Below are 22,660 nucleotides of genomic sequence, written 5' to 3'. Positions count from 1 at the left end.
AAATTAGATACCCGGCGCCGCCTAGCCCGGAATCAAAATTGCCTGACCACCATCGGGTATGATGTCGACATAGCCATAGCGTGCCCCGTCATGCTCGACAACGCGCGTGTTCAGCTCGGGCCCATCTCCTTGCCTGGCGCGGAAGCCACTCCAGTCATCCGGCAGACGCACTTTAACCGTCAGCGGGTGGTTAAAATATTCGTCCTTCATCCAATCGCTCAAACTGAGGACTATACGCTGATTCGAGTTTTCCAAGACTTCGAGATTCGAGGTGTCGCGAGACTGCGCATACTTCGCCGCATCAGAAAAAGAAGCGCACCAAAAGGCATCACGATTACTGTAATAGAAGTCCATTTGCTCACGCGTTTTATCCATATTCTCCCCCTTGATGTAGTGGTAGATAAAGACACCCCATCCACGATAGGCCTTCGTGTCCGCCGGGTCGATCAGGCGCGAGCAATCACTGAAACTCGCCTTGGGATTATCGCCAATATTGGGCCGACTCATCGCATTGATGCTCATGTAATTGAGCCCACGCGCCCCATTGATCGTGCCACGCGTGCCACGGGCAGCGATGTATATTCCTTGAGCCACCTCGGGATCGTTTTTAGCAGAGTTGCCCCCACCGGGATACGCGAGCGCAGTCGCGGAGTTGCCTGCGACATTGGCATCAATAGCCTGCTTGGAGTCGCCATATTCCCACTCAATGCCCTGCCACTCCGGCTTACTCGCGCCACTGAGATGCGTTACCGTGTGCGATTCGATCGAATGCCCCGCATCATAAACCGCCTGCCACTGCGACCACTCGCCGTTCATCTTGGGGTTGGAGTTGCTAATGCCTCCAGTGACGAGAAACCACGTCAACTTCATATCCCGCTGGCCTGCCTCGGCGAGCCACCAATCAATGTTCATCGCGCAGTTATCATCAATGGTGTAGCTGATTGCCGCCGCTTTGTCGTCCTTCCAAAGACAAACGGCAGCCTCCCCGGGATTCTCCGGCCATACATACTCAACCGGCACATTCATGCGCTCTTCTTTCGGAATCCCAGCGAGATTGAGCAGCTGCTTTTCACCAGCAAAAAGCGCCGTCGTTGCAATCAAGGGAAACAAGCAAAGTGAATACCTCATGCCTAGACGCTCGCCTATCTATCGCTTTAGGTCAATGGTCTAATCTTCGTTTTCGCTCTGCTCCCTAAAGCCCGCAAAAGCTGCACTGAACCCAATAAATCAGTTACATAAAAAACATCATGCATGACGTCATTATTTTTGGCGGAGGTCCTGCTGGCTACCCCACCGCCATCCAAGCTGCCCGCATGGAGGCCAAAACACTTCTCGTTGACAAAAGGCTCACTACTCGGCTGAGCCACAACACGCAACCGCATCGCCTTCCCCGGCCTATTTCATGCCTGGAAACGGCAAATCATCGCTGGTATCGGCTGGGATCTGGTCCGCAGAACGGTCGAACTGGAGAGGCGGAAGTTGCCGGATTTCACATAGATCCCTGATGCGCACTGGATGCACCAGGGAAATCGACCGCTTCCTCGCCGCCGGGCACTGTATTTCCGGCGACCAATTGGCCAACTCCGCCTATCGCGTTCAGGCCTCAGCCATGACCATGAGACAAGCACTGGAAGCCGACGGCGCGATAGTGGCACGCCAATAGCCATGATGCCTGTGAGCGAAAGACAACGAGTATTAGCAGATGATTACACTTTCAATCTTGCGCTCAATGTAAGATTTTGCCGAATAATGCATGACAATACGTTGCGAAAAGTGATATCAGCCTAACTCATTATGTTCAAAATCCCCCAAATAACTTCCGTCCTTGCCGTTGGTGTGGCGTTTTCCTCCACACTCTGTGCCGAAATGGCCACCGAAGTCAGCCAATACGGCATCACCTGGACTTTCGACAAGCCCCAAGAGGTCGGGCAATACGTATCCGGCGACTACTGGGTCGTGGGCCCGGTCAACGTAGTAAGCGTGACCCCACAGCCCGGACCATCATTATCAGACGCCAAGGACAGCAGCAAAAGTATTTATGGAGCCACTGCCAACGTAGACGACAAGAGCATGCGCAACGGCTCAATGGTCAACCCTGGCGTCCAGAAAAGTCTGAGAAGCCAAGGGCTCGACTCACGCTCCAAGAGCTATGATGCGTCACTGAGTGTGGCTTTTCCAGTAGTGCTGAATCCCGGCGACATCCTGCTGTCATCCGTCAGCAGTGAGCAATACGGTGCCAAGGATAAGCTGGCGACACCCGATGTATTGGGCCAACAACGCATCTTCTACAAGAAGCCCACTGGCGACTACGTCGTCGAATCCGCTGCCTTGCTGACCTGTGTTACTGAGGCGCCAGCCGAGGACGCATTTCGCCCTCCCTACGCTGGCACCGCTCGCCCCGCTTATTACGCACGTAACATTCAATGGGACAAGCTTCCCAGCCTGCCTGCCCCCGCGTCCATGCCTCAGTGGGAAACATTCGAGCGTGTGCACGAACGCCCTTGGCTGGAGATCCCACGTAGCTGGCTGGTTCAATACTTTGGCCCGTCGCTGAATGGCAATGGCTATGGCCGCGAAGTTTCCCGCATGGGCAACATCGCCACGCTGATGCTCATGACGGATGCTCCCAGAGAGCAAAAAGAAAAACTCATGTATGAGATCATCCAGTGGGGCATCGACCTCCGCTCCGTTATCGACAGCGGTGAAATGTTCTTCTCCGATGGTGGATGGTGGCAGGGACGGAAGTGGCCCATCATGTTCACCAGCATCATGCTCGACGAACCAGCTATGATCGACTGGCCCGCCATCCCAGCAAGTGACAAGCGCGTGATGCCCAGCGCGGCAGCCCCACACCCCACATTCGTCTTTCAGGAAGACCTCGACACCTACTACGGCCAAGGTGCCGAAGGCCAGGACACGCTCTGGCAAATGTGCTGGCACACCGGCCCCAAGCCCCCCTACCAAGAGAAGCCCAAAAGCGAGTGGACCAAGATGGATAAAAAGTCCAACAACTACTGCTTCATCAATTCTTCCACCTACGTAGGCACCGCGCTGTCCGCACTCCTCATGGGAGCAAAGGCTGACTGGAATCACGACGCGTTCTTTGACTATGTCGATTATTGGATGAGCGATGAAAACTTCCAAGAAATGCCGAAATGGATTCCCGGAAAACGTACGGCGGACCCCTTCGTGGAAGACATGTGGGCTATGTATCGCGACCAAGTTCCCAGCCAGGACAACGGCAAGGACAACTGGAAATTCATCTGGACTGACATGCATCAACGCACTGGCGAATGGGTCGAAAATCCCAAGCCCGCAGCCATTCCGTAATAGGAATGACAGAGCGCTGAAGCTGAATCGATCCACCAAAGGCTAACTGTCCTTATAAAGGTGAAAGCACAAATCCATTGATGCCCCCTGACGCCAGGCAAGGGGATTATCAGCGTATGCAATCAATTACGTGGGAAAGAAGACATCCACGCATGAGCCAAATGCCATTTACCCGTCCGATGCGTTCATGAAGAGGACTTAAGGTTGCCCTGATCCGAACTCTGCTGCCGCCGCTGGCAGAAAACGTATGGCACCCTCACCCACAGAATTAGATTCCTCCCCCACCCCGGAAAGCAGAGCGGTTTCAGAATCGCTCTCCCCCAGAAATGCCTGCACCGAATCATCTGCTGAGAATGCCAAAGATTTACTGGCTGAAAGATCAACCATGCGCTCCTGATAAACGCTGCCCTGACTGCCGATATTAGTTGAACCAACGGCGAGTCCCGACTCCATTGACGCCTCATCCCGATTCGCGCCCGTATGGAATTGCATTCCCATATCATCAATCACCTGCGGGGATTTTGCCTTGTCCGATTCCTGTAGCTCACTCTCGTACGCCAGGTAGCCGCCAATCAGCGAAACCGGTGCAACAAGCATCAACAGTTTCACCCACAGCGGCAAGGGGTCGCCAGCAGCACGTCGAGACATAGGGCCCAATGACACGGCATAATGTCAGTCGGTTCCCAAAAAACTAACATTTTTTATTGAGGGCATTCAGCCCAGGCGCCCCTCATCGAGCTCGATCATATCCGCCACCGACTTCACTTCCGTCTCCCAATCCAGGCAGCCCATTTTCTCCAACGACTCGCGAATGAACTCGCGTCCCGCCTCCGTCATGCCCTTTTGGACGACTTCGCGATTCCACTTCGCCGCCTGCACATCATCAGGAAACAGCTCCAGTAAACGACGGTCCATCTCGGCGTCATCGGCGCTTTCGCAAACAATCGTTTCCACATCTGCGGGCTCGACGCCCAGGTGCATGCAAAGGAAACGATCGAAGCCGCGCTTGTAATTCTTGCGGTAGCTTTTGGGCAGCTCACCGTGTTTTTGCGTGTAGCGGATCTTTGCAATGAAGCGCGGCAAATGCAGCAGGCCGGACGCCCCATGCGGAAGATACGGCGATGGCAGCTCGGTCAACACTTCACCAGTGGAGCCGGGAATGGGACGGGATTTCATGCGCTCGAGCTAAACAGATGCCTCCCCAAGCGAAAAGTGCGAAACGCAATTTTTTGAACATCCAATGGCGCGGATGAACGCAGATGCCAGCGAAATGAATATGAACAGAAGGTAGCAAAGGCAAGAAAGGCCATTATCAATGAAATCTTTGCTCTCTTTGCTGTCTTCTGTTCAAAATAACTACGCCTCGCTGGCGCTTAGCCATTGCCCCAACAACTGGCAGGCGTGGGCGCGGTGACTGATGCGGTCCTTCACTGCGCCGCCGAGTTGGGCGAAGGTTTCTTCGTAGCCATCGGGCGCAAAGAGCGGATCGTAGCCGAAGCCGGCGTCACCCGAAGGCACTTCGAGGATTTGCCCGGGGCAATGCCCGGCAAAGGTTTCGTCCACGCCATCGCCCAACAACACCAGCGTGCAGGTAAACCGAGCGCCGCGCTCATGCGGCGGTTTGCCCGCTAATGCATTGAGCAGCTTCGCGTTGTTATCGGCGTCGGTGGCGTCCGGGCCGGCATAGCGGGCTGAATAAATACCCGGCGCACCGTCGAGCGCCTCAACCTCCAGACCGCTGTCATCGGCGAGCACCCAGTTGGCGGCACCATCCAAGCCCTGCGCCAAGACTTTGTCTCGCAAAGCTTCTGCCTTCAGACGCGCATTGCCCGCAAAGGTGTCGGCGTTTTCCTCGACCTCGGGCATGCCGCCAACAGCCTTGGCGCTGACCACTTCGATCTGCATGCCCGCGCGGGCAAGGGCAGCGGCGATTTCATCGGTTTTGTGGGCGTTGCCCGTGGCGACTATGATACGTGGCTGGCTCATTCGACTGGATAAATAAAGTGACCGCGGGTCAGGACGTCTTCCCCCAAAAGCGCATGCTGCGCGTCGCGGAGGATAATCGCGTCGGCCATCTCGTCAGTATTCAGGCCACGAAACGCGGGCAGCGCGTGGTCATCGGCCAGCAGCTTTGGCGCGCGGTAGCAGATCAGGTAGTTGATCAGGCACTCTGAAAGCATGTCGCTGAGCAGACCGCAACCACCCTCTACCAGCACGCCGATAAGACCGGCCTGCATGCATTTCTTTTGGAGCATGCTGTAAAAGATATGTGGCGGCTCGGAGGGAATTTCCCAGCACTGCACACCGGTGGCCTGCACGCGGGCCAAGCGCGCGCGGTCACATTCCGTCCGGGTAATGTAGATTGTATTGGCCCGGTGCTCATCCGTGAAGACCCGGCGATTCAGGTGATCGGCCAGCAGCAAACCGCGGTCGAAGATTAGCCGTGTGGGGCAGAAGACTGGCTCGCCTTCACGACGCGACGTCAGCGATGGGTCGTCCTCAATGACGGTCCGCGCGCCCACGGCAATGGCCGGAAACAGCCGGCGCCACTGCTGGACATCGGCGCGGGATTCCTCCCCCGTCACCCACTTGGAGTGGTTCGTGCGCGTGGCAATTTTGCCATCGAGCGTCATGGCAACCTTGGCCGCGATGAAGGGCGTCTCGTGCACGATGCTGTGGTTAAAGATTAAGTTCAGGTCGGCGCATTCGTCGGCCAACACCCCCTCGACCACCTCGATGTCCGCCGCGCGCAGAATCTCGATGCCGCGCCCGGCATGCTTGGGATTCGGGTCCAGCGCGCCGATCACCACACGGGCAAACCCACGTTGGATAATCGCCTCCGTGCACGGCCCCGTGCGCCCATGAGTGGAGCAAGGCTCCAGCGTCACGTAAAGCGTGGCGTCATAGCGGGGACGATGCCCCAGGGCCTTGATCGCCGCCACTTCCGCATGATCGCCACCCGCGCGCGCATGCCAACCTTCCGCCACCACGCGGTCGCGCTCGACAATGATCGCGCCAACCATCGGATTCGGATGGGTGTCGCCCCATGCGCGCTTGGCCACGGCAATAGCGTGTCGCATGAAGTGTTCGTCGGTTTCCAATTCCTGGGGCATAAAAGATAATTAAAAGACATTTGCGCAGCGATGAATAATTACTAAGGCTCTGGGTTATGCTGCGCTGCCATCTGCTACGAGTGATATTTCTGTGCCTGTTCTTCGGTATGGCCGGTTTGGCCAATGCCGCAGATTTGTTCCGCGGTATGACGGAGGATGAGGTGATTGCCGTTTTGGGCAACCCCAATTCCAGCATGGGACGGTCCAATAAATTAATTCTCATGTATGGCGATGCCGAAGTCGAGTTGCGCGCTGGGCGACTCTACACCGCCAGAGGCCGCGATATGGACTACCTCGCGCCCGACGGACAATCCCAGTTTGCCTACGCCAGCGGGCGCGGGTGGACGCTCAACGGGCAACCAGTCCCCCTGAGCTATCGCTACACCGTGGCCAACCAAACTGTCGAGCAAGCCATCGAGCCCACCGTCGAGGCGCCACCTGAGCCAGAACCCGAAACCGTAGAGCCCGTAGCCGAGCCCACCGTTGAGCCAGAGATGGACTACGACGAGTATGACGACTACGAATACGACGAGTTCGATGAGTTCTATGATGAAGAGCTATACGCAGATTATGAACCTACCACAATGGAACTGACGATAGCCGTCGCGCTACGTTTTCTCATCGAATTCATCATTACGTTAATCGTCGTAAAAATATCTTTCGAGCAAAAGGGCTTCCCCGTGCTGATGCCACAGTTGTTCATGCTAAGCTTAGCTCAAGGCTTTATTTCATTCCTGCTCGACTGTGGCTTCATCGCCCTGAATTTCCATAACTGGATGATTGAGCAAGGCATCGAGTTCGTCACCCTGTCTACGCTGATTTACCTAATAACCGACGTCACGCAATCAATCACAGCCATGACGATTGCAGCGATCGCCCGCCCCTTGACCTTCTTCGCCTACTGGGTGGCGGTCTTAGGCCTGGCCTATGCCGGCATCAATCTCGGCGGCTTCTATTGAAAACCTAGATAAATTTCGTTTTGCCTCCGACCGCGTAAAGCGCACAAAGTGGGCGCAACGATGAAACCCTTCACGTTCATTTGCGGCGACGACGACTTCCTGGTCACCCGGGAGGGGCAAGCCGTGTTTGCCGAAAAGGCCAAGGACATCACGGACGATTTCTCCAAGGAAACCATCGATGGCGCCGCCCAGAACATGGGCGATGTCGAAACCGCGCTCAATCAGTTCCGCGCCGCCACCCAGACGCTGTCCATGTTTGGCGACAAGAAGGTCGTCTGGCTCAAAGACGTCAGCTTCTTCGCCGATAGCGTGACCGGCCGCGCCGAAGGCACCAAGAAACTCGTCACCGAATGGCAGGAGGAACTCGCCAAGCTCGACCCCAGCGCCGTGGATGTGCTCATCACCGCGCACCCTGTCGACCGCCGGCGCAAGGAGTTTAAGTGGTTCTCCAAAAACTCCGAATACACCGACCTCAAGTCCGGCAGTAACGACGACTTCCTGCTCGACCTCGTCTTCACCGAGAGCAAGCGCCTGAAAACCACTTTTACCACCGGCGCTTCGCAGGCGTTGATTGGCCTCGTCGGCGGCAATACCCGCCTCGTCCTGGAGGAAACCCGCAAGCTCTGCACCTACGTCGGCGAGGAAGGCGAAGTCACGGACGAGATCGTTATCCAGATGGTGCCGCACTTTGGCGAAGGTGATTTCTTCGAGCCCGTGGAAGCGTTTTTCTCGCTGGACCTGAATTGGACCCTCGATGCGCTGCGCCGCTATTTCTTTATCCACAAGGAGGCGCGCCCACTGATCGTCAACCTGCAAGGCCGCAACCGCCTGATGATCCAGCTCCGCGTGCTGATGGACTCCGGCGAAATCACCCTCGGCCCACGTGGCTTCTCCAAGCCAACCTTCGAGGCCGCTCAGCGCAAATACGCGCAGCACTTCGGGGGCTTCGACGACAAGAGCAACTTCAACGTCTTCACCCAAAACCTCTGGTATCTGGGCAACAAAGTCGCCCCGCCCTGCCGCCAACTCAAGCTCAAGCAGTTGGTTGATTTCCAGGTGTCGTTCACCAAGGCCTTCGAAGACCTGATGCGCAAACCGCAGGACCAGGACGCCGTCATGCGCGACCTCGCCATCGCCTGCCTCGGCTAGCCGACGAGACGTAGTTTTCGAACGACGGATCGCGCAGATGAGCCCAGATCTTTTTTAACCGGAAGATCGAAAAGAACGGGAAGGATATTTGAACAGAAGGCAGCAAAGGTAGGAAAGCTGTCCTACGAAATCCACTTTGCTCTCTTTGCTGCCTTCTGTTCAAAATACCGTTTTAGTTTGATCCGGCGTCAAATGCGGGTTTGCTGGGGGACTTTTATGGCGACACTTCTGGATAAGATGGACAAGCGTTTCGGACGCTTTGCGATCCCTAACCTGACCTTCTGGATCATGATTGGTCAGATCGCCACGCTCGGCTTTGGCATGTTTACGACGTTCCCCGTCGACAGCCTGTTACTGATTCCCGACCAGGTGCTCCAGGGACAAGTCTGGCGCGTATTCACCTTCATCTGGGAGCCACCGGGCCTCAGCCTGATCTGGCTCATTTTCTACTTCTGGCTGTTCTACATTTTTGGCTCTGCGCTGGAAGAGCACTGGGGGGAGTTTCGCTACAACGTCTTTATCCTGATCGGCATGGCCTGCACTGTCATCGCGGCGCTGACCATTTGGTTCCTAAAACCCGCCGATATGAAACCCCTCTATTATGCCACCAACTGGTATCTGATGTCGTCGGTGACCTTCGCCTTTGCGATCCTTTATCCCAACTTCGAGCTGCGCGTGTATTTCGTGCTGCCGGTTAAGATCAAATGGATCGCCATTCTCACGGTCTGCCTGTGGGTCTTCAACGCAAGAGGCATCGCGGACTGGATGCTCATGCTTGCCGCCGTGACGAACGTGACACTCTTTTTTGGCCGCAGCTTCTTCCAAGGCGCCAAGGCGCGCCAACGCCGCGTCGCCTATCAGCGTGAGCAAAAGCAGGTCGAAGAAACCGCCTTCCACACCTGCGTGGTATGCGGCAAGACCGACCAGAGCCACCCCGACATGGAATTCGCCTACCTCGACGGCGAAGGCTTTTGCGAAGAGCATTGGGCCGAAATGGACAAGCGCGAGGCCGCCAAGAATGACGCTTAGCGCGCCGCTCATGCGTTGGCCTGCACGATACGCAGCTTCCGCCTCAAACCTGCCCGTGTGTTGACTCATCCCTAAGGCTGTGTCGCCTCAACCCCCGAGGGTGTGTTGGTATTTACGTCCATGGACGTAGATAGGCTACGTCTACCAACGTAAGGGAGCTACGTCCCGGGACGTAAAAGGCCTACGTCCATGGACGTAACCACTAACACAAGGGCAGGTGTTCGCCTAACAACCGCTTGGGTTTAAGCCACAACCAGCCTGGATTCAGGTAGGACATGCCCGGTTAAAAACTACTACGCGGCGGGTAACTTGGCCCGCAAAGCTGCTTCCTCAATTCCCTCTACGGCAACGACTTTCCGACGGCTCCCCTCCCCACTCACGAGCCAAATGTTGCGCTTGGGCACGCCGAGGAATTTCGCCAGGAACTTCACCAGTTCGGCGTTGGCTTTGCCGTCAACGGGCGGCGCCGCAACGCGGACTTTCAGCGCCCCCTCCTGCCAGCCCACGACTTCGCTGCGGGACGCCTTGGGCGTGGCGAGAATAGCGATTTTGACGGACATGCCCTACAGTTGAAAATCCGACGCCCGCAAGTCAATCGGCGAGCCGTCCCAATCGAAGAAACGTACAATCGTTTCGCCGTTTTCCTCGACGATGACGTAGCCGCCCGGCCGCGCGTCGTTGGGCGGCATGGGAGAGTAGTCCGAACTATTTTCCTTCAATGCGGGCAACGCCACGGTCTGAAATTGCTCCGCCAAATTCTCGTTGGTGAGCTCCACACCAGCTTCGAACATAGCCAACTGACTCACGGCGAAGTATTCACGTAAAAGCCAATGATAACTACGCGGCAGCTCCTCAGCATCGGTAATATCCGTGCTCAGATAGTTCACGCCAAAGGTCAAAGCCGCCGCTACAATCCAACCATACAGACAGACCTTTACCTGTGCGCGACGCGGGCGCACGCGGCGGCGAGACTCAACAATCGCCACGACCAAAAACAATGCCGAGCCCGCGATGACGGCGAACCGAATGCCACGGTCCCTAGCCGCTTCGTGCGAGTAGTAGACCTTGCGAACATATTTAGCGGGGCCGATCTCCAGCTCGATATCCGTAGCCATCGCCTCCCGGTCAAAAACGCCGCTTAGCCGTGTCAACTGCACGCCATTCCACAGCAGTGGAAGCATCTCTGGCCAACCAATCGAAGTATTACCGTTGCGCGCCCGGAAGACCGGTGGGGCGTCGGAACCCCAATACCTTTCATTATTTTTAATTGGCCCAAAGAAAGCGCTCGACTCTTCCAGCGACATTTCGCGCGGCGCAACCGGCGTGCCATCAGCCGCGACAAACAACTCCAAGCGCATCTTGTCCGCGTTGAGCGCCGTCAACCGCATTGGGTAAACGGCCTGCTCCGCCGGGAAATCCATCCGCAGCGGATGTGGCGCGAGCACCTCGCCCGAGTCCGTGGCGCGCCGCAACTTGGTCGCCACAAACACCCAGCCTTCGCGGAGGTAATCATCCACAATCGGCGCGGCCTCAGGCGGCAACTCGGCAAAGCCATTCTCCTTCAGCCAATGATGCAGCGGCGCCGCGTTTTCTCCGCTCAGCACGACCACCTGATAACTCCCCACCTGCGCCTCGTGCTCAACCACGACGCCCGATACCCCAATGCCACGCGCGCTTCCCGCGGAAACGCCCATCACCATCACCAGCAATACGATGATGCCTAACAAGAAAACGAGCACCTCCGGCCGTGAGCTTCTCATCTTCGGCGGACACAAAAAATGCGCACCCAAGAACAGCAATACAAAGCACACATACCCGCCCAATAATCCCAGCCCTTCGTTCGATACATTGACCCGTGGCGCGACGGCCTGTTTGAGCACGTCGAACACGCCTGGGGACACGGCCTCGAAGTTGGTCGGTTTCGCGGGGACGGGGACCACCCAGCCAAACTCCGCGCCCTCGCCGTCGATCGACGATTGGATGATCAGCGTTTCCACGCCGTCGCGGTGCGCGATGAACGCCTCTTGGAACGGGATGTCCGGGTAGGCGCGCACGCCCTCCGGCGGAATCTTCATGCCGTCGGCCATACTTTGCGTTGCAAAGTTTAACCACAACGCCGCCCAGCCGAGCCAGCGCAGCCAAGTGGTGATTTTCCGCGGACAACAAGAACTCATGCAGACTATGTATATCACCTATAGGCAGGCAACGTGCCGCCTTGGGGTGAGCTTGTCGAATCCCTGCACCCAGAGCTTGGCGCATTGCACCAATTCCATCCTTCAGGGGATCTCGTCTGAATGTAGGGCTCGCGCGCTTGCGCTACATTACTAATGGAACTGCCCGTTAAGGATAACGGGCTCTACCTTGCCACTCCAGCGCGGCGGCTTGTCTGGAGACTGCGCCCTACCTTTTGCGTGAGCGGATGAAACTGCGGATCGAGACGATCCGCGCCACCTTTGCCACTCCGATGGGGTGCGGCGCGAGGACGCGCCTGCGCCACCTAAGCCAGTTGGATCAGCCAATTGCCAATGGGCAAATAGCTGGATGCAACGGCACGTTGCCAGCTCGATTGGCCATTGGCGCTGTGCGCCAATCCGGATGCAACGCATCCGACGGTCCAGCGGGACGCTGGGATGCAATGCATCTGACGGTGCAGCGGGACGCTGGGGTGTGTAGCATCCGCCGGTGCAGCGGGACGCTGCTTAGAATTCGACGATGACGGAGCCTTGGATGCGTTGGCTGTCGGCGGTGGAGCTGCCCTGGTAGCCGGTCATCAGGTAGCTGTATTCGCCGGCGATGGTCAGGTAGGGCGTGAGCTTGTAATAGACCGAGGTAGTCGCGGTGCTGTTAAAGCGACGCATGCCGGCACTGAGATCGGCGTCGTTGGGGTCATCGTAGCCGAAGCCGATGTTCCAATTGAGGTCTTCCCAGGGGAACGTTTGGAGCTGCACCCAGCCACCCCAGGCATCGACCGTCGTGCCCTTGGCGAGATTGACCGTTTGGCCGACGCCGCCATTGAAGCTGCCCAAATCCGTACCCGACCAAATCGCGCCGAGAAGTTTGGCGTGACCCTTCCAATCGAGGATGCCCGTGAACATGCCCACGTAAGCATCGTAGTCAACTTCGCCAACGCCGGCCTTATCGAACGCTTCCTGGCCATACATGCCACTGACGGCGGTGGTGAGAGTTAAGTCCTTGGCCAAATCGATGTCGTAAGCAATGGCGAGCTCGGTATTGGGGATGCCGGAGTCCTTGCCGTCGGGCGTGCCGCCGCCATCGATGTCGCCGCTAACCGCCGCCGCGATGGCGCCGGTGACCTTTAAATTGCCGGGGCCAACTTCGCCTTCGTAAATGCCCTTGAGCAGCGGACGGCGCGACCACAAGGCACCCTGGTAGGCGAAGGAGCCGCAGTTGACCGTGCGCGGCAGGGCGACGGTAATTGCATCCCAGTCCTGCCCGGCGCGAACGGTCCACGTGCCGTCGGTCATTTCGGCATAGGCCAGGCGCATGCGCAGCACAGGTGTCGAGCTGCTGTAGTTCCCATAAAAATCGGTTTCGACGCGGGCTCCAGGCGTCCAACCATCCCACTCGGGGCCATGAATCTTGAGGCCCAGGCGGGTTTCGCGCGCGGTAAGGCTCAGCTGGCTATCGCTATTGGGCTCTTCGGGGTATACGTAGCGCACGAAATCGCCGTTGAACACACGATGGGTATCGTAGGCAATGTCGGCCTTGACGAAGCCGTAGACCTCGAAGCGCCAATCCTTGTGCTTAAAGCTCAATGCCGGATCGACGACCGGCTCTGCTTTTGGCACGAGGAGTTGCTCATTGGCAATGGCTTCCGCACTCGGGTTAGTCGGTGCGTCCATCGCCACGTAGCCTTCGCGCACGGTTTTCAACTCACCCCTTAACGTCGTGACTTCATTCTTGAGTTCGCCAATGATCTGCTGCTGCGCCTCCAGCATGGCGCGCAACTCTGCCATTTCTTTAGCACTGACGCCCTCGCCCCCATCCGCAGACAGGCGACCAGCAGCGCCCAGCGAAATGAGCCCGAGCATGACTGTTGTAAAGATTCGCCAATTTCCCATGACGCAAAAAACTAAGCTTATCGTGCGCCACTTAAAGTTAACTTTTTCTTATTCTACAACTTGTAGGAAAGCTACCCCATCAGATCAGCGAAACTAATCAATAGCCCTTCAGTTATTAGTTTTCAAACAGGGAGAACGGAAAGTTTCTCGCTGCTTACCGTTCTTTCCGATCTTCCGGTTAAATCCCCCGTATCCTGGGTTGATTTTAGGTTGAAAGACCTGATTCAGCGAGCACTTACGTATCCATCAACCATCTATCAACGCCCGAAAAGCCGCTTCGTCCAACACAGTCACACCGAGCTTCTCGGCCTTGGCGAGCTTGCTGCCGGCGGCTTCGCCCGCGAGCACGTAGTCGGTTTTCTTACTGACCGAGCCGCTGGTTTTACCTCCGGCTTTTTCAATCAGCTCCGTCGCTTCGTTGCGCGTCAGCGTCGGCAGCGTGCCAGTGAGCACCACCGTCTTGCCAGCCAGCACGGCGCCTTCAGCCACCGGCGTCGGCTTCTCGGATTCCGCCAATGCGAAGTTCAGCCCATACTCGCGTAAACGCAGAATCAGCGCACGGTTGTTTTCATCCGCAAAAAAGTCAACAATGGCTTGCGCCATGATGCCGCCCACGCCATCGACTGCTTCGAGCGTCTCCGGGTCGGCCTCCATCAACGCATCGAGCGAGCCGAAGTGCTGCGTAATGTCCTTCGCGCTTTGCTTGCCCACGTGCGGAATGCCAAGCGCGTGGACCAGCCGCCACAGCTCTGCTTGTTTGCTGTCTGCGATTGCTTTGATCAGATTGTCCGCGGACTTCTCGCCAAAGCGTTCCAGCCCCATGAGTTGCTCTTGGGTCAGCACATAGAGGTCGGCCGGATCGGAGACGAGCTCTGCGCCAACCAACTGATCCACCACTGCTTCGCCGAGGTTCTCAATGTCCAGGCATTGCTTCGAACCGTAGTGCGTGAGGCGGCGGCGCTGCTGGATGGGATCATCCTGCCCGGTGAGTCGCCACGCGGCTTGGCCTGGCACGCGCTCGGCCACGATGCCGCGCTCTTGCAGGAACGTCGCAAAGTCAAAGGGCTGACTGTCGGCCGGGCGTTTGGCGAGGACTACGCTTAATACCTGTGGAATGATCTCGCCGGCTTTTTGCACGAGCACGGTGTCGCCCGGGCGGATGTCCTTGCGCTTGATCTCGTCTTCGTTGTGCAACGTGGCTCGGGAAACGGTGGTGCCCGCAAGCTGAACCGGCGCGAGGTGCGCAACCGGAGTCACCGCGCCGGTGCGGCCGATCTGCACATCGATCTTTTCGAGCAAGGTCTCGGCCTGCTCTGCTTCGAACTTATAGGCAATCGCCCAGCGCGGAGCCTTACTGGTCATACCGGCTTCACTTTGCATTGCAAAGCTATTGAGCTTCACCACGGCACCGTCGGTCGCGTAGGCAAACTCATGGCGCAGCTGGTCGAGCTCCTCGATGGCATTCCATGCGGCGTCGATGCCCGTGACCTTCCAATATTTTTCTATGGTCGGCAGCTGCCACTTGCGGATGGCTTCATGCAGGTCACTTTGCATTGCAAAGCGTTCGTCCGAGCAATAGCCGATGCCATAGAGCACGATGGACAAACGGCGCCCGACCACGCCATTGAGCTGCTTGATGGTGCCCGCGGTTAGGTTGCGCGGGTTGGCAAACTCAGGCAACCCGGCGGCTTCGCGCTCTGCATTGATGCGAAGAAACTCCTCTGCCATCATGTAAATCTCGCCCCGTATTTCGACAATGTCCGGCGCATCAGCCAGCTCGCGCGGGAGGTCGGGCACGCCTTCGATCAAGTTGCGCGTAATGTCGTCGCCCTCGGCGCCATTGCCCCGCGTGATGGCCTGCGTGAGCTTACCCTTTTCGTAAGTCACACACACGGCCACGCCGTCGATTTTCGGCTCCACCACGTATTCCAGCTCGGCGCCTTCGTCGTAAAGCTTGGCTAGGCGGGTGTGGAAGGCGCGCAACTCCTCCTCGTTGTAAGTGTTGTCGAGCGAGAGCATCGGCTGGCGATGCTTAACCTTGCGAAAGCCCTCGGTGCGGTCGTCGCCCACGGTCTTGGTCGGCGAGGCCTCGGCTTCCACGCCGGCCTCGCGCTCCAGCTTGGCCAACTCCTCCTTGAGCGCATCGTATTCGCGGTCGGAAATCTCCTGGGTGCCATCGCGGTAGTATAGCTCGTCGTGGCGGCGAATGGTCTCGCGCAATTCCTGAATGCGGGTTTCCGGTAAGAGGTTGCTCATGGCGAAAAAGCATGCGGCTTCCGCCAGAGTCGGCAAGCCCGAGAGCGCCAAAAATTGTTAATTTCTCCCGATCCTAACCACGGTGCCGCTCGGCGGACCATTTTTGGAAAACAGCTTCTTCGGCAATGAACACATCTGGCGCATCGATGGGGCGCAGCAGCCCAGGCGTGGTCAGCACCGGCGCGCAATCCGCCATCTGCGGGGCCCACTCCTGCGCGTGGCTTGGCGCGGGTTTCCAGCTCTTGCGCTGACGGAAATAAATCAGCGGCTCGGGCACATCGGCCAGCGCGGCGTCCTCGACGGCAATCACCGTTTCAGCGCCAGCGGTGAGCAGATTCCAACGTCCGTGGCGGAATTCGGAAATTGCATTCACCGGCGCTCCGCCATGCGCAGCTTGATAGGCGGCCGCGACAAACTGCAAACTGCCGTAGGCCCAGACAGGCTTGTCCGCATAGGCTGGCAAGGTGCGCCAAGTGCGAATCGCCATAGCCGATAAACGAATGCCTAAAATCGAACCCGGGCCTTCGGCATGCACAAAGCCTCCGAGGTCAGCCAGCGTAAGCTTTGCATCGCAAAGTATCTGCTCCACGCCCGCAAAAAGTCCTTCCAGCGCCGGCGTCTCCGGCGAAGCATTGGCGAGCCATGCGCCGCTTTGCCAGATACCCACGAAGCAGCGCGGCGAGGCGGCATCGATCACAAGCAAAGGCTGTTCAGGCAGAGTCATGGGCGGCAAATTTATCTTTCCACCTCACGCCAGTTCGCGCGCAGCAGGCGCTTGGCGTCGCCCTCTGCCAGGATTTCCCACAGGTCGAGCACGTGGTCCAGCTCCACATTACTCATCTCTCGCAGTGGCTGTTTTTTATCGTCGGCTTCGAGCTGAATCAGGCCACTTGGATAGACGGATAGCGTCCATCCGGTTTCCAAGTGCGTCAGCCAAACCTCCGGCGCCGAATCGTCTGCATCAGCATCCTTAAGCGAACGCAAAATCTCCCGCATGCGCGCGGGGGTTGGGTTCAGCTCGGTCAGGCCGTTTCTGTCGGTGGTGTGGTAGATGAGAGGTGAAGGTTTAAAGTGTTAAGAGTTACGTTTTAAGATGCGAATTAGCTGAAGCGCCGCCAGAGCGCGGGTGAGAAGAGAACGAGCACGGCGTAGAGCTCGAGGCGGCCGAGGATCATCAGCAGACTGAGCACGAGCTTCGTCGGCTCGCGCAGGAAGGCGTAATTTTGCGCGGGGCCGACTTCCGCCAAGCCGGGACCGATGTTAAAAAGACAGGCGAACACGGATGTGACCTGCGCCGTGAAGCCAAGGCGGTGTTCCAGCAGCGCAATAATCATGATACCCGCTGCGAGCACGAGGAAGAGCATCAACAGCCACGTAATGATGCTGTCCTGGTCGTCCTTGTCGAGGACCTTGCCATTCATGTGCAACGGGCGCACGACACGGGTGCGGTAGGCTTTCTCAATCTGTAGTCGGCAGACCTTGAAGGCCACTACAATGCGCACCACTTTAGCGCCGCCACCAGTCGAACCGGAGCAGCCACCGATCACCATCAGGATGAGCAGGATGATGTGGCCCACGGGCAGCCATTGCTGGAAGTCGACCGTGGAAAAACCAGTCGTGGTCATGATGGAAACCGTCTGAAACGCCGCTGCGCGGAGCGAGGGTTCGAACTGGTCGGCTTGCCCGAGCTCGGTCATCAACATGGCCGTGAGCAGGAACGTGGAAATTAAAATGATGACGTAATAAGCGATGACTTCGGTGTTCTCCGTCAACGAACGCAGCCGCCCTTGCAACACGCGCAGCAGGAAGAAAAAGCTGGTGCCGCCAAGGGCCATAAACACGATGACCGCCCATTGAATCCACGGGCTTTGGAAGGCACCCAAGCTGGAGTTATACACGCCGAAGCCGCCAGTGGAGAGCGTGGCGAACATGTGGCAAATCGCATCGTACCAGCCCATGCCCAGCACTTTATAGGTGAGCATGCAGGCGACAGAAAGCCCAAGGTAAAGGTAGGCAATGTGGATAACGCCCTGCTGAATGCGGCCCGACTCGATGTCCGTCGATGCGGCGCTGGATTCGTTGGAATACAAAATTTTGGCGCCCGCGCCCAGGAAGGACAAAATCGCCACGAAGAACACCACGACGCCCAGACCGCCAATCCATTGGCTTAAACAACGCCAAAAAAGCAGGCCGCGCGGAAAGACATTCAAGTCGCCAAACACCGAGGCACCTGTCGTCGTAAGGCCAGAAGCAGACTCAAAAATACCGTCGGCAAACGAACTATCCGGCATGATCAGGTAGTAGGGAATCGCGCCAACGACACTGGCTAGAATCCAGCCAAGGCCGATGGTGGCGAGTGCTTCCTTGCGAAACATTTTCGGCTTCGCCTTGCGCCCCAGGAAGGCGAGTACGATGGCCAGCACCAGCGCAATGCTAATGCTAATCAGCCACTCCTCGCGCGCCAATTTATCAAGCTCGCCATAGAAGAACTCTCCCACGAGAAAACTCGCGAGGAAAGCCAGCGCCACGGTCGACATGATCACGCTGAGCAATTTGGCGATGATCGGATAGTTCACGTCAGCAACTTGATGAGTTCTTTTTCGCGATCTTCGCGCACGACGACCACCACGCGGTCGCCGGAGAGAATTCTGTCATCGGCGCCTGGCACCTTGGCCTGGAATTTATGCAACAGCACCACGATCACCGCGCCCTTCGGGAAAGAGATTTCGCGAATCGTTTTGTTGATGACCGGACTGTCTGGCGACACCCGGATTTCCAAAATTTTCGCGGGTCCTTCGGGCAGGCTGGCGAGTTCGGTAAAGGGCTCGGTGGAAATGTAGCGCATGATCTCGGCCACCGTTGCCTGGCGCGGCGCCACGGCCAGCTCAACACCAAGTGTCGTGCGCAGGGTATCAAGGATTTCTTCGTAGTCGGGCTTGTTGATGACGAGTTGCACATGCTTGGCGCCGAGTTGGCGCGCCTGGAGGCACGTCATGATGTTGTCTTCATCGTCTTTGGTGCAGGCCACAAAATAATCCGCCGCGCCGACCTGCTCTTCTTCCATCAATCGCAGCGAAGTGGCCGTGCCATGGATAACGGTGATGTGCGGAAAGCGCTCGGCAAGGCTTTGGCACATCTTCATATCCTGCTCGATCAGGCGGATTTTAAAGCGCGGATTTTTTAACAGACGCACCAGCGCAATCGCCGTTTCCGAACCGCCAAAGAGAACAATGCGCAGCAGCTCGGTCTTCTTCTCAGGCGAGAGTTGCTCCTTGGTCTGGCCGAGTGCTTCAGGCGGGCCAACGAGCGTCACGCATTGCTCCATTTGCAAGACGCTGTCTGCGGTCGGCACCTCGGAGCTGTCGCCATCCTGAATCAAGCCGATGCGGACCCCAGTAGGCAGGCGCACATCTTTGAGCTGCTTGCCGTTGAGCTTGGACTTCGGACTGATGCGGATCTGCTGCACCTCAATCTCGCCACGGGCAAAATTCTCCACCGCCACGCGACTGGGGTTGCGGATCGACTTCGCCAGCTCTACCGCCGAGAGCGCCTCGGGGTTGAGCAAAAAGTCGATGCCAAAATGGATCTGATAATTGACGATAGAGTTGTCGCTGTAGGTCTGGTCGTGGATGCGCGCAATAGTTGTCTTCGCGCCGAGCGCCTTAGCCAGCGAACAGGCAATGAGGTTCGTGCGGTCATCGCTGGTCATCGCCAGGAAAAAGTGACAAGTGCCAGCGCCGCTCTTTTTGAGGACGGCCGCCGAGGCACCGTGATCTTCCACCACCCGCACGTCGAGCGACTCATCCACCTCCTGGGCAATATCGGGGTCGCTCTCGATCACGGTTACATCGTGACCGGTTAGGCTAAGCGTTTCACAGAGATAACGACCGACCTCGCCGGCGCCAACCACCAGAATTTTCATGATAGCAAATGTTCCCCCCGGCACATGCCTAGCCCGGCAGCGGACTCTGGCGACGCATCGTGGTTTGGGCGCGAGACCGCGCGGTTAGTGTGCAAAACAGCATTTAGAGGCCTATCTTCGCAAGTTGCATTCCGGAAGTGAAGGGTAAATTACTGCACCCGGGAAATCTCAAAACCAGCGTCTTTGAGCAGCTTCGGCACCCCGTTGGTCCCATAAAGATGCGCCGCGCCAATTGCGAAAAAGTAAGACTTCGACGGGTTGGCCTGTAGGCGCATTTCGATGCGTTTCGCCATCAACTCGTTGCGATCGGTGATGAACAGCTTCTCAAATTTTTGCTGTAGGGCACTGTCTCCCATTTCGTAGGAGGCCATCATTTCCTCGATTTTTTGCAGGTCGCCGCTCAGGTAAGCCTCCACCAGATCATCGGTGTAGCTGCCGCCTGCTTCGCGAATTTCCTTCATGTAGCCCAGCATGGAGTCCATGAGCTCGATTTGCTCGGCCTCGCTAAAGGCCTCAAACAACGCCAGCTGTTCTTCTGGGTTTTCAATGCCGCCCACGCGCTTGCCCGCCTCTTTCGCGCCCGAGTAAAGCGCGAGGTCCATGGCATTGAGCCCGGGATTTTTCATCTGCGTTTCGAGCGTCAGCAGCATTGTCGCGGCGGCCCAAACTTTCAGGCGCATGTAGGGCGTCGCGCTGAACTCCGGGTGGATCGCGTGCAGCTCGCGTTCAAAGCCCTCCAGCGTTTCCGCGGGCAAAATATCCTCCAGCGAGCGGCCGTCGGTGAGCATCATGGCCTGCGCGGCGCCGAGCATCATTTCCGGCTCCATCGGGATTTCCGTAAAAACGCCATCGGCTGCCCGAAACTTCTCCAACACCATTTCTGGCAGCTGCGTCACGCGTTTGTCCGGCAGGTGGATCGTTCCAAACAGGTAGCTTGTGGCGTAGCCCTGCTTGTCGAGCGCGAACAGATACGTCCCCACCTGGTTCTGAGCCTGGAGGCAGCTCGTGCTCATCAACGCCACGGCGAGCAGCAGCGTCACCCTGCGAAGCAATGTTTGGAATGTCATGCCCGCGATTCTCAGTTGTCAGTGGCCAAATTTCAATTTTCAATTACAGCATGGTTTAGGCTCGGAAATTCAGCCAACTCCCCCTCTCATGGCTCGCGGATCAACGGCCATTGAAAACTGACCACCGATAACTGAAACTTGAAAATTAATTAGACACATGGCGAAAAAAGGCAAACAAGCAACCTGGGGCGGACGCTTTACCAGCGGTCCCGCCGAGCTCATGCAAGTATTCAGCGAAAGCGTTTCATTTGACGCGCGCCTGGCCCCCTTCGATGTGCAAGGCAGTAAGGCCCACGCCGCCATGCTCGCCCACGTCGGCATCATTTCCAAAAAGGAATGCCGCGAAATCCGCAAAGGCCTCGACGCGATCCTGAAAGACATCGAGGCGGGCAACTTCACCTGGGACATCGCCAGCGAAGACGTCCACATGAACATCGAGCAGGAGCTGACCAAGCGCGTCCCCGCCGCCGCCAAACTCCACACCGCGCGCTCCCGCAACGACCAGGTGGCCACCGATATGCGCTTGTTCTTCAAGCACGCCTGCGAGGAAGTCGACGCTGCCCTCGGCCGCGCCATGAGTGCCCTGCTCGCCCTGGCCAAGGACGCCAAGGAAATTTACATCCCCGGCTACACCCACCTGCAGCGCGCGCAGCCGGTGTCCGTCGCCCACCACCTGCTGGCCTACATTGAAATGTTTGGCCGCGACCGCGACCGCTTTGCCGGCATTGCCGACCGCGCCAACTGGTGCCCCCTCGGCAGCGGGGCCATCGCGGGCACCACCCTGCCCATCGACCGCGAATTCACCGCCGTCGAGCTCGGCTTCACCGACGTCAAGGGCAAGCCACGCTGCACGCCCAACAGTATGGACGCCGTGTCCGACCGCGACCTCTTTATCGAGTTCGCCAGCGCCTGCGCGATGTGCGGCGTCCACTGGTCGCGCCTCTCCGAGGACATGATTCTCTGGAACAGCGCCGAGTTCGGCTTCATCAAGCTCCCGGACAGCTTCACCACCGGCTCCTCACTGATGCCGCAAAAGAAAAACCCGGACAGCTTCGAGCTCCTACGTGGCAAAGCCGCCCGCCTACAGGGTCACGTGACCGCGCTCATGGCGATGGTCAAGGGCCTCCCGCTCACTTACAACCGCGACCTCCAGGAAGACAAGCCGCCCGTTTTCGACGCCTTTGATCAGACCATCATGTGCCTCGACGTCATTGCTGGCTCCCTCGATGGCGCTGCGTTCAACGAGCAAAAATGCGCTGCCGCCGTCAGCGACCCGGCCCTGCTCGCCACCGACCTCGTGGACTACCTGGTCGTGCGCGGCGTCCCCTTCCGCGACGCCCACCACGTGATCGGCGCCTTGGTCGGCCTCTCCGAAGAGCAGGAGCTGCCGCTCAACGAGCTTTCCCTGAAGGACGTCCAAAAGATCAACAAGAAGTTCGACGCCGACTGGGTCGAGGTCTTCGACGTCCCCGCCGCCCTCCGCAAACGCGAAAAAACCGGCATGCCCGGCCCCAAGGAAGTCAAAAAGCAACTCTCCAAGTGGTCCAAAGCCCTCTAGCCCAGCGTCCCGCGGACCGTCGGATGCATGCGCATCCGGGCAACGTGCCGTTGCATCCATGAATTTGCCCATTGGAGCAAATGGCCAATCCAACTGACTAAGGTAGCGCGCAGCTTACAAGCAAGCCGCATTCCTGTCTCCCTGCATTACACCAACGCTCAGAGGTAGCGATTACCTTTGGACATTTGCTCAAAT

General features: G+C 57.7%; 21 protein-coding genes. 7 read left to right on the top strand and 14 right to left on the bottom strand.

What is annotated here, in order from left to right; all coding sequences use genetic code 11:
• Positions 1 to 21: 21 nt before the first annotated feature.
• Positions 22 to 1,110 carry a polysaccharide deacetylase family protein gene (locus RBB62_RS08190; protein WP_309398253.1) on the bottom strand — a complete coding sequence of 363 codons (1,089 nt, stop codon included), beginning with the start codon at positions 1,108 to 1,110 and terminating at the stop codon, positions 22 to 24.
• A gap of 137 nt (positions 1,111 to 1,247) precedes the next feature.
• On the opposite strand from RBB62_RS08190, the gene RBB62_RS20265 reads away from it, so the two are divergent.
• The 3 genes from RBB62_RS20265 to RBB62_RS08180 all read left to right on the top strand — a co-directional run bounded on the left by RBB62_RS20265 (position 1,248) and on the right by RBB62_RS08180 (position 3,330).
• Positions 1,248 to 1,505, top strand: coding sequence for an FAD-dependent oxidoreductase (locus RBB62_RS20265; protein WP_425499886.1), 258 nt, complete (start codon positions 1,248 to 1,250; stop codon positions 1,503 to 1,505).
• Positions 1,403 to 1,663, top strand: a complete 261-nt coding sequence (locus tag RBB62_RS08185; RefSeq protein WP_309398252.1) for an FAD-dependent oxidoreductase — start codon at positions 1,403 to 1,405, stop codon at positions 1,661 to 1,663. The genes RBB62_RS20265 and RBB62_RS08185 overlap by 103 nt, the downstream gene beginning before the upstream one ends.
• A gap of 131 nt (positions 1,664 to 1,794) precedes the next feature.
• On the top strand, positions 1,795 to 3,330 hold the full coding sequence (locus RBB62_RS08180) for a hypothetical protein (RefSeq protein WP_309398251.1): 1,536 nt from the start codon (positions 1,795 to 1,797) through the stop codon (positions 3,328 to 3,330).
• A 198-nt stretch (positions 3,331 to 3,528) separates the two neighbouring features.
• Here RBB62_RS08180 and RBB62_RS08175 read toward each other — a convergent pair whose 3' ends face one another.
• From RBB62_RS08175 to ribD, 4 genes are all read right to left on the bottom strand, one after another.
• Positions 3,529 to 3,978, bottom strand: coding sequence for a hypothetical protein (locus RBB62_RS08175; RefSeq protein ID WP_309398250.1), 450 nt, complete (start codon positions 3,976 to 3,978; stop codon positions 3,529 to 3,531).
• 66 nt (positions 3,979 to 4,044) lie between these two features.
• A complete protein-coding gene (locus tag RBB62_RS08170) occupies positions 4,045 to 4,506 on the bottom strand; it encodes a DUF5069 domain-containing protein (RefSeq protein WP_309398249.1) in 462 nt (153 codons plus the stop codon).
• Positions 4,507 to 4,686: 180 nt separating this feature from the next.
• Positions 4,687 to 5,316, bottom strand: coding sequence for an RdgB/HAM1 family non-canonical purine NTP pyrophosphatase (rdgB, locus tag RBB62_RS08165; RefSeq protein ID WP_309398248.1), 630 nt, complete (start codon positions 5,314 to 5,316; stop codon positions 4,687 to 4,689).
• The gene (gene ribD, locus RBB62_RS08160) at positions 5,313 to 6,443 is read right to left on the bottom strand and encodes a bifunctional diaminohydroxyphosphoribosylaminopyrimidine deaminase/5-amino-6-(5-phosphoribosylamino)uracil reductase RibD (RefSeq protein ID WP_309398247.1); all 1,131 of its coding nucleotides are present in this window, start codon (positions 6,441 to 6,443) and stop codon (positions 5,313 to 5,315) included. The genes rdgB and ribD overlap by 4 nt, the downstream gene beginning before the upstream one ends.
• 107 nt (positions 6,444 to 6,550) lie before the next feature.
• Between ribD and RBB62_RS08155 the strand changes: the two genes are divergently transcribed.
• From RBB62_RS08155 to RBB62_RS08145, 3 genes are all read left to right on the top strand, one after another.
• Positions 6,551 to 7,402: a hypothetical protein gene (locus RBB62_RS08155; protein WP_309398246.1), complete on the top strand. Its 852-nt coding sequence runs from the start codon at positions 6,551 to 6,553 to the stop codon at positions 7,400 to 7,402.
• Positions 7,403 to 7,462: 60 nt separating this feature from the next.
• The gene (holA, locus tag RBB62_RS08150) at positions 7,463 to 8,551 is read left to right on the top strand and encodes a DNA polymerase III subunit delta (RefSeq protein WP_309398245.1); all 1,089 of its coding nucleotides are present in this window, start codon (positions 7,463 to 7,465) and stop codon (positions 8,549 to 8,551) included.
• Positions 8,552 to 8,767: 216 nt separating this feature from the next.
• Entirely contained in the window at positions 8,768 to 9,580 is an 813-nt protein-coding gene (locus RBB62_RS08145; protein WP_309398244.1) for a hypothetical protein, read from the top strand.
• Between the two features lie 293 nt (positions 9,581 to 9,873).
• Here RBB62_RS08145 and RBB62_RS08140 read toward each other — a convergent pair whose 3' ends face one another.
• The 9 genes from RBB62_RS08140 to RBB62_RS08100 form a co-directional block, all read right to left on the bottom strand.
• The gene (locus RBB62_RS08140; protein WP_309398243.1) at positions 9,874 to 10,140 is read right to left on the bottom strand and encodes a DUF167 domain-containing protein; all 267 of its coding nucleotides are present in this window, start codon (positions 10,138 to 10,140) and stop codon (positions 9,874 to 9,876) included.
• 3 nt (positions 10,141 to 10,143) lie between these two features.
• Positions 10,144 to 11,754: a DUF2330 domain-containing protein gene (locus tag RBB62_RS08135; RefSeq protein ID WP_309398242.1), complete on the bottom strand. Its 1,611-nt coding sequence runs from the start codon at positions 11,752 to 11,754 to the stop codon at positions 10,144 to 10,146.
• A 525-nt stretch (positions 11,755 to 12,279) separates the two neighbouring features.
• The gene (locus RBB62_RS08130) at positions 12,280 to 13,662 is read right to left on the bottom strand and encodes a hypothetical protein (protein ID WP_309398241.1); all 1,383 of its coding nucleotides are present in this window, start codon (positions 13,660 to 13,662) and stop codon (positions 12,280 to 12,282) included.
• A gap of 246 nt (positions 13,663 to 13,908) precedes the next feature.
• Positions 13,909 to 15,918 (bottom strand): NAD-dependent DNA ligase LigA, encoded by a 2,010-nt coding sequence (ligA, locus tag RBB62_RS08125; protein ID WP_309398240.1) that lies wholly within the window; start codon positions 15,916 to 15,918, stop codon positions 13,909 to 13,911.
• 73 nt (positions 15,919 to 15,991) lie between these two features.
• Positions 15,992 to 16,642 carry a hypothetical protein gene (locus RBB62_RS08120; protein ID WP_309398239.1) on the bottom strand — a complete coding sequence of 217 codons (651 nt, stop codon included), beginning with the start codon at positions 16,640 to 16,642 and terminating at the stop codon, positions 15,992 to 15,994.
• An 11-nt stretch (positions 16,643 to 16,653) separates the two neighbouring features.
• Positions 16,654 to 16,914: a hypothetical protein gene (locus RBB62_RS08115; RefSeq protein WP_309398238.1), complete on the bottom strand. Its 261-nt coding sequence runs from the start codon at positions 16,912 to 16,914 to the stop codon at positions 16,654 to 16,656.
• Between the two features lie 104 nt (positions 16,915 to 17,018).
• Positions 17,019 to 18,494: a TrkH family potassium uptake protein gene (locus RBB62_RS08110; RefSeq protein WP_309398237.1), complete on the bottom strand. Its 1,476-nt coding sequence runs from the start codon at positions 18,492 to 18,494 to the stop codon at positions 17,019 to 17,021.
• The gene (gene trkA, locus RBB62_RS08105; protein ID WP_309398236.1) at positions 18,491 to 19,840 is read right to left on the bottom strand and encodes a Trk system potassium transporter TrkA; all 1,350 of its coding nucleotides are present in this window, start codon (positions 19,838 to 19,840) and stop codon (positions 18,491 to 18,493) included. Before trkA ends, RBB62_RS08110 begins: the two co-directional genes overlap by 4 nt.
• 149 nt (positions 19,841 to 19,989) lie before the next feature.
• Positions 19,990 to 20,907, bottom strand: a complete 918-nt coding sequence (locus RBB62_RS08100) for a TraB/GumN family protein (RefSeq protein WP_309398235.1) — start codon at positions 20,905 to 20,907, stop codon at positions 19,990 to 19,992.
• A 157-nt stretch (positions 20,908 to 21,064) separates the two neighbouring features.
• Here RBB62_RS08100 and argH point away from each other — a divergent pair, with 157 nt between their 5' ends.
• A complete protein-coding gene (gene argH / locus RBB62_RS08095; protein ID WP_309398234.1) occupies positions 21,065 to 22,465 on the top strand; it encodes an argininosuccinate lyase in 1,401 nt (466 codons plus the stop codon).
• Positions 22,466 to 22,660: the final 195 nt, after the last annotated feature.

The organism is Cerasicoccus maritimus (assembly GCA_031296935.1).
GTDB classification, from domain to species: Bacteria; Verrucomicrobiota; Verrucomicrobiia; order Opitutales; family Cerasicoccaceae; genus Cerasicoccus; species Cerasicoccus maritimus.
This window is presented reverse-complemented; position numbering and strand designations above follow the sequence as displayed.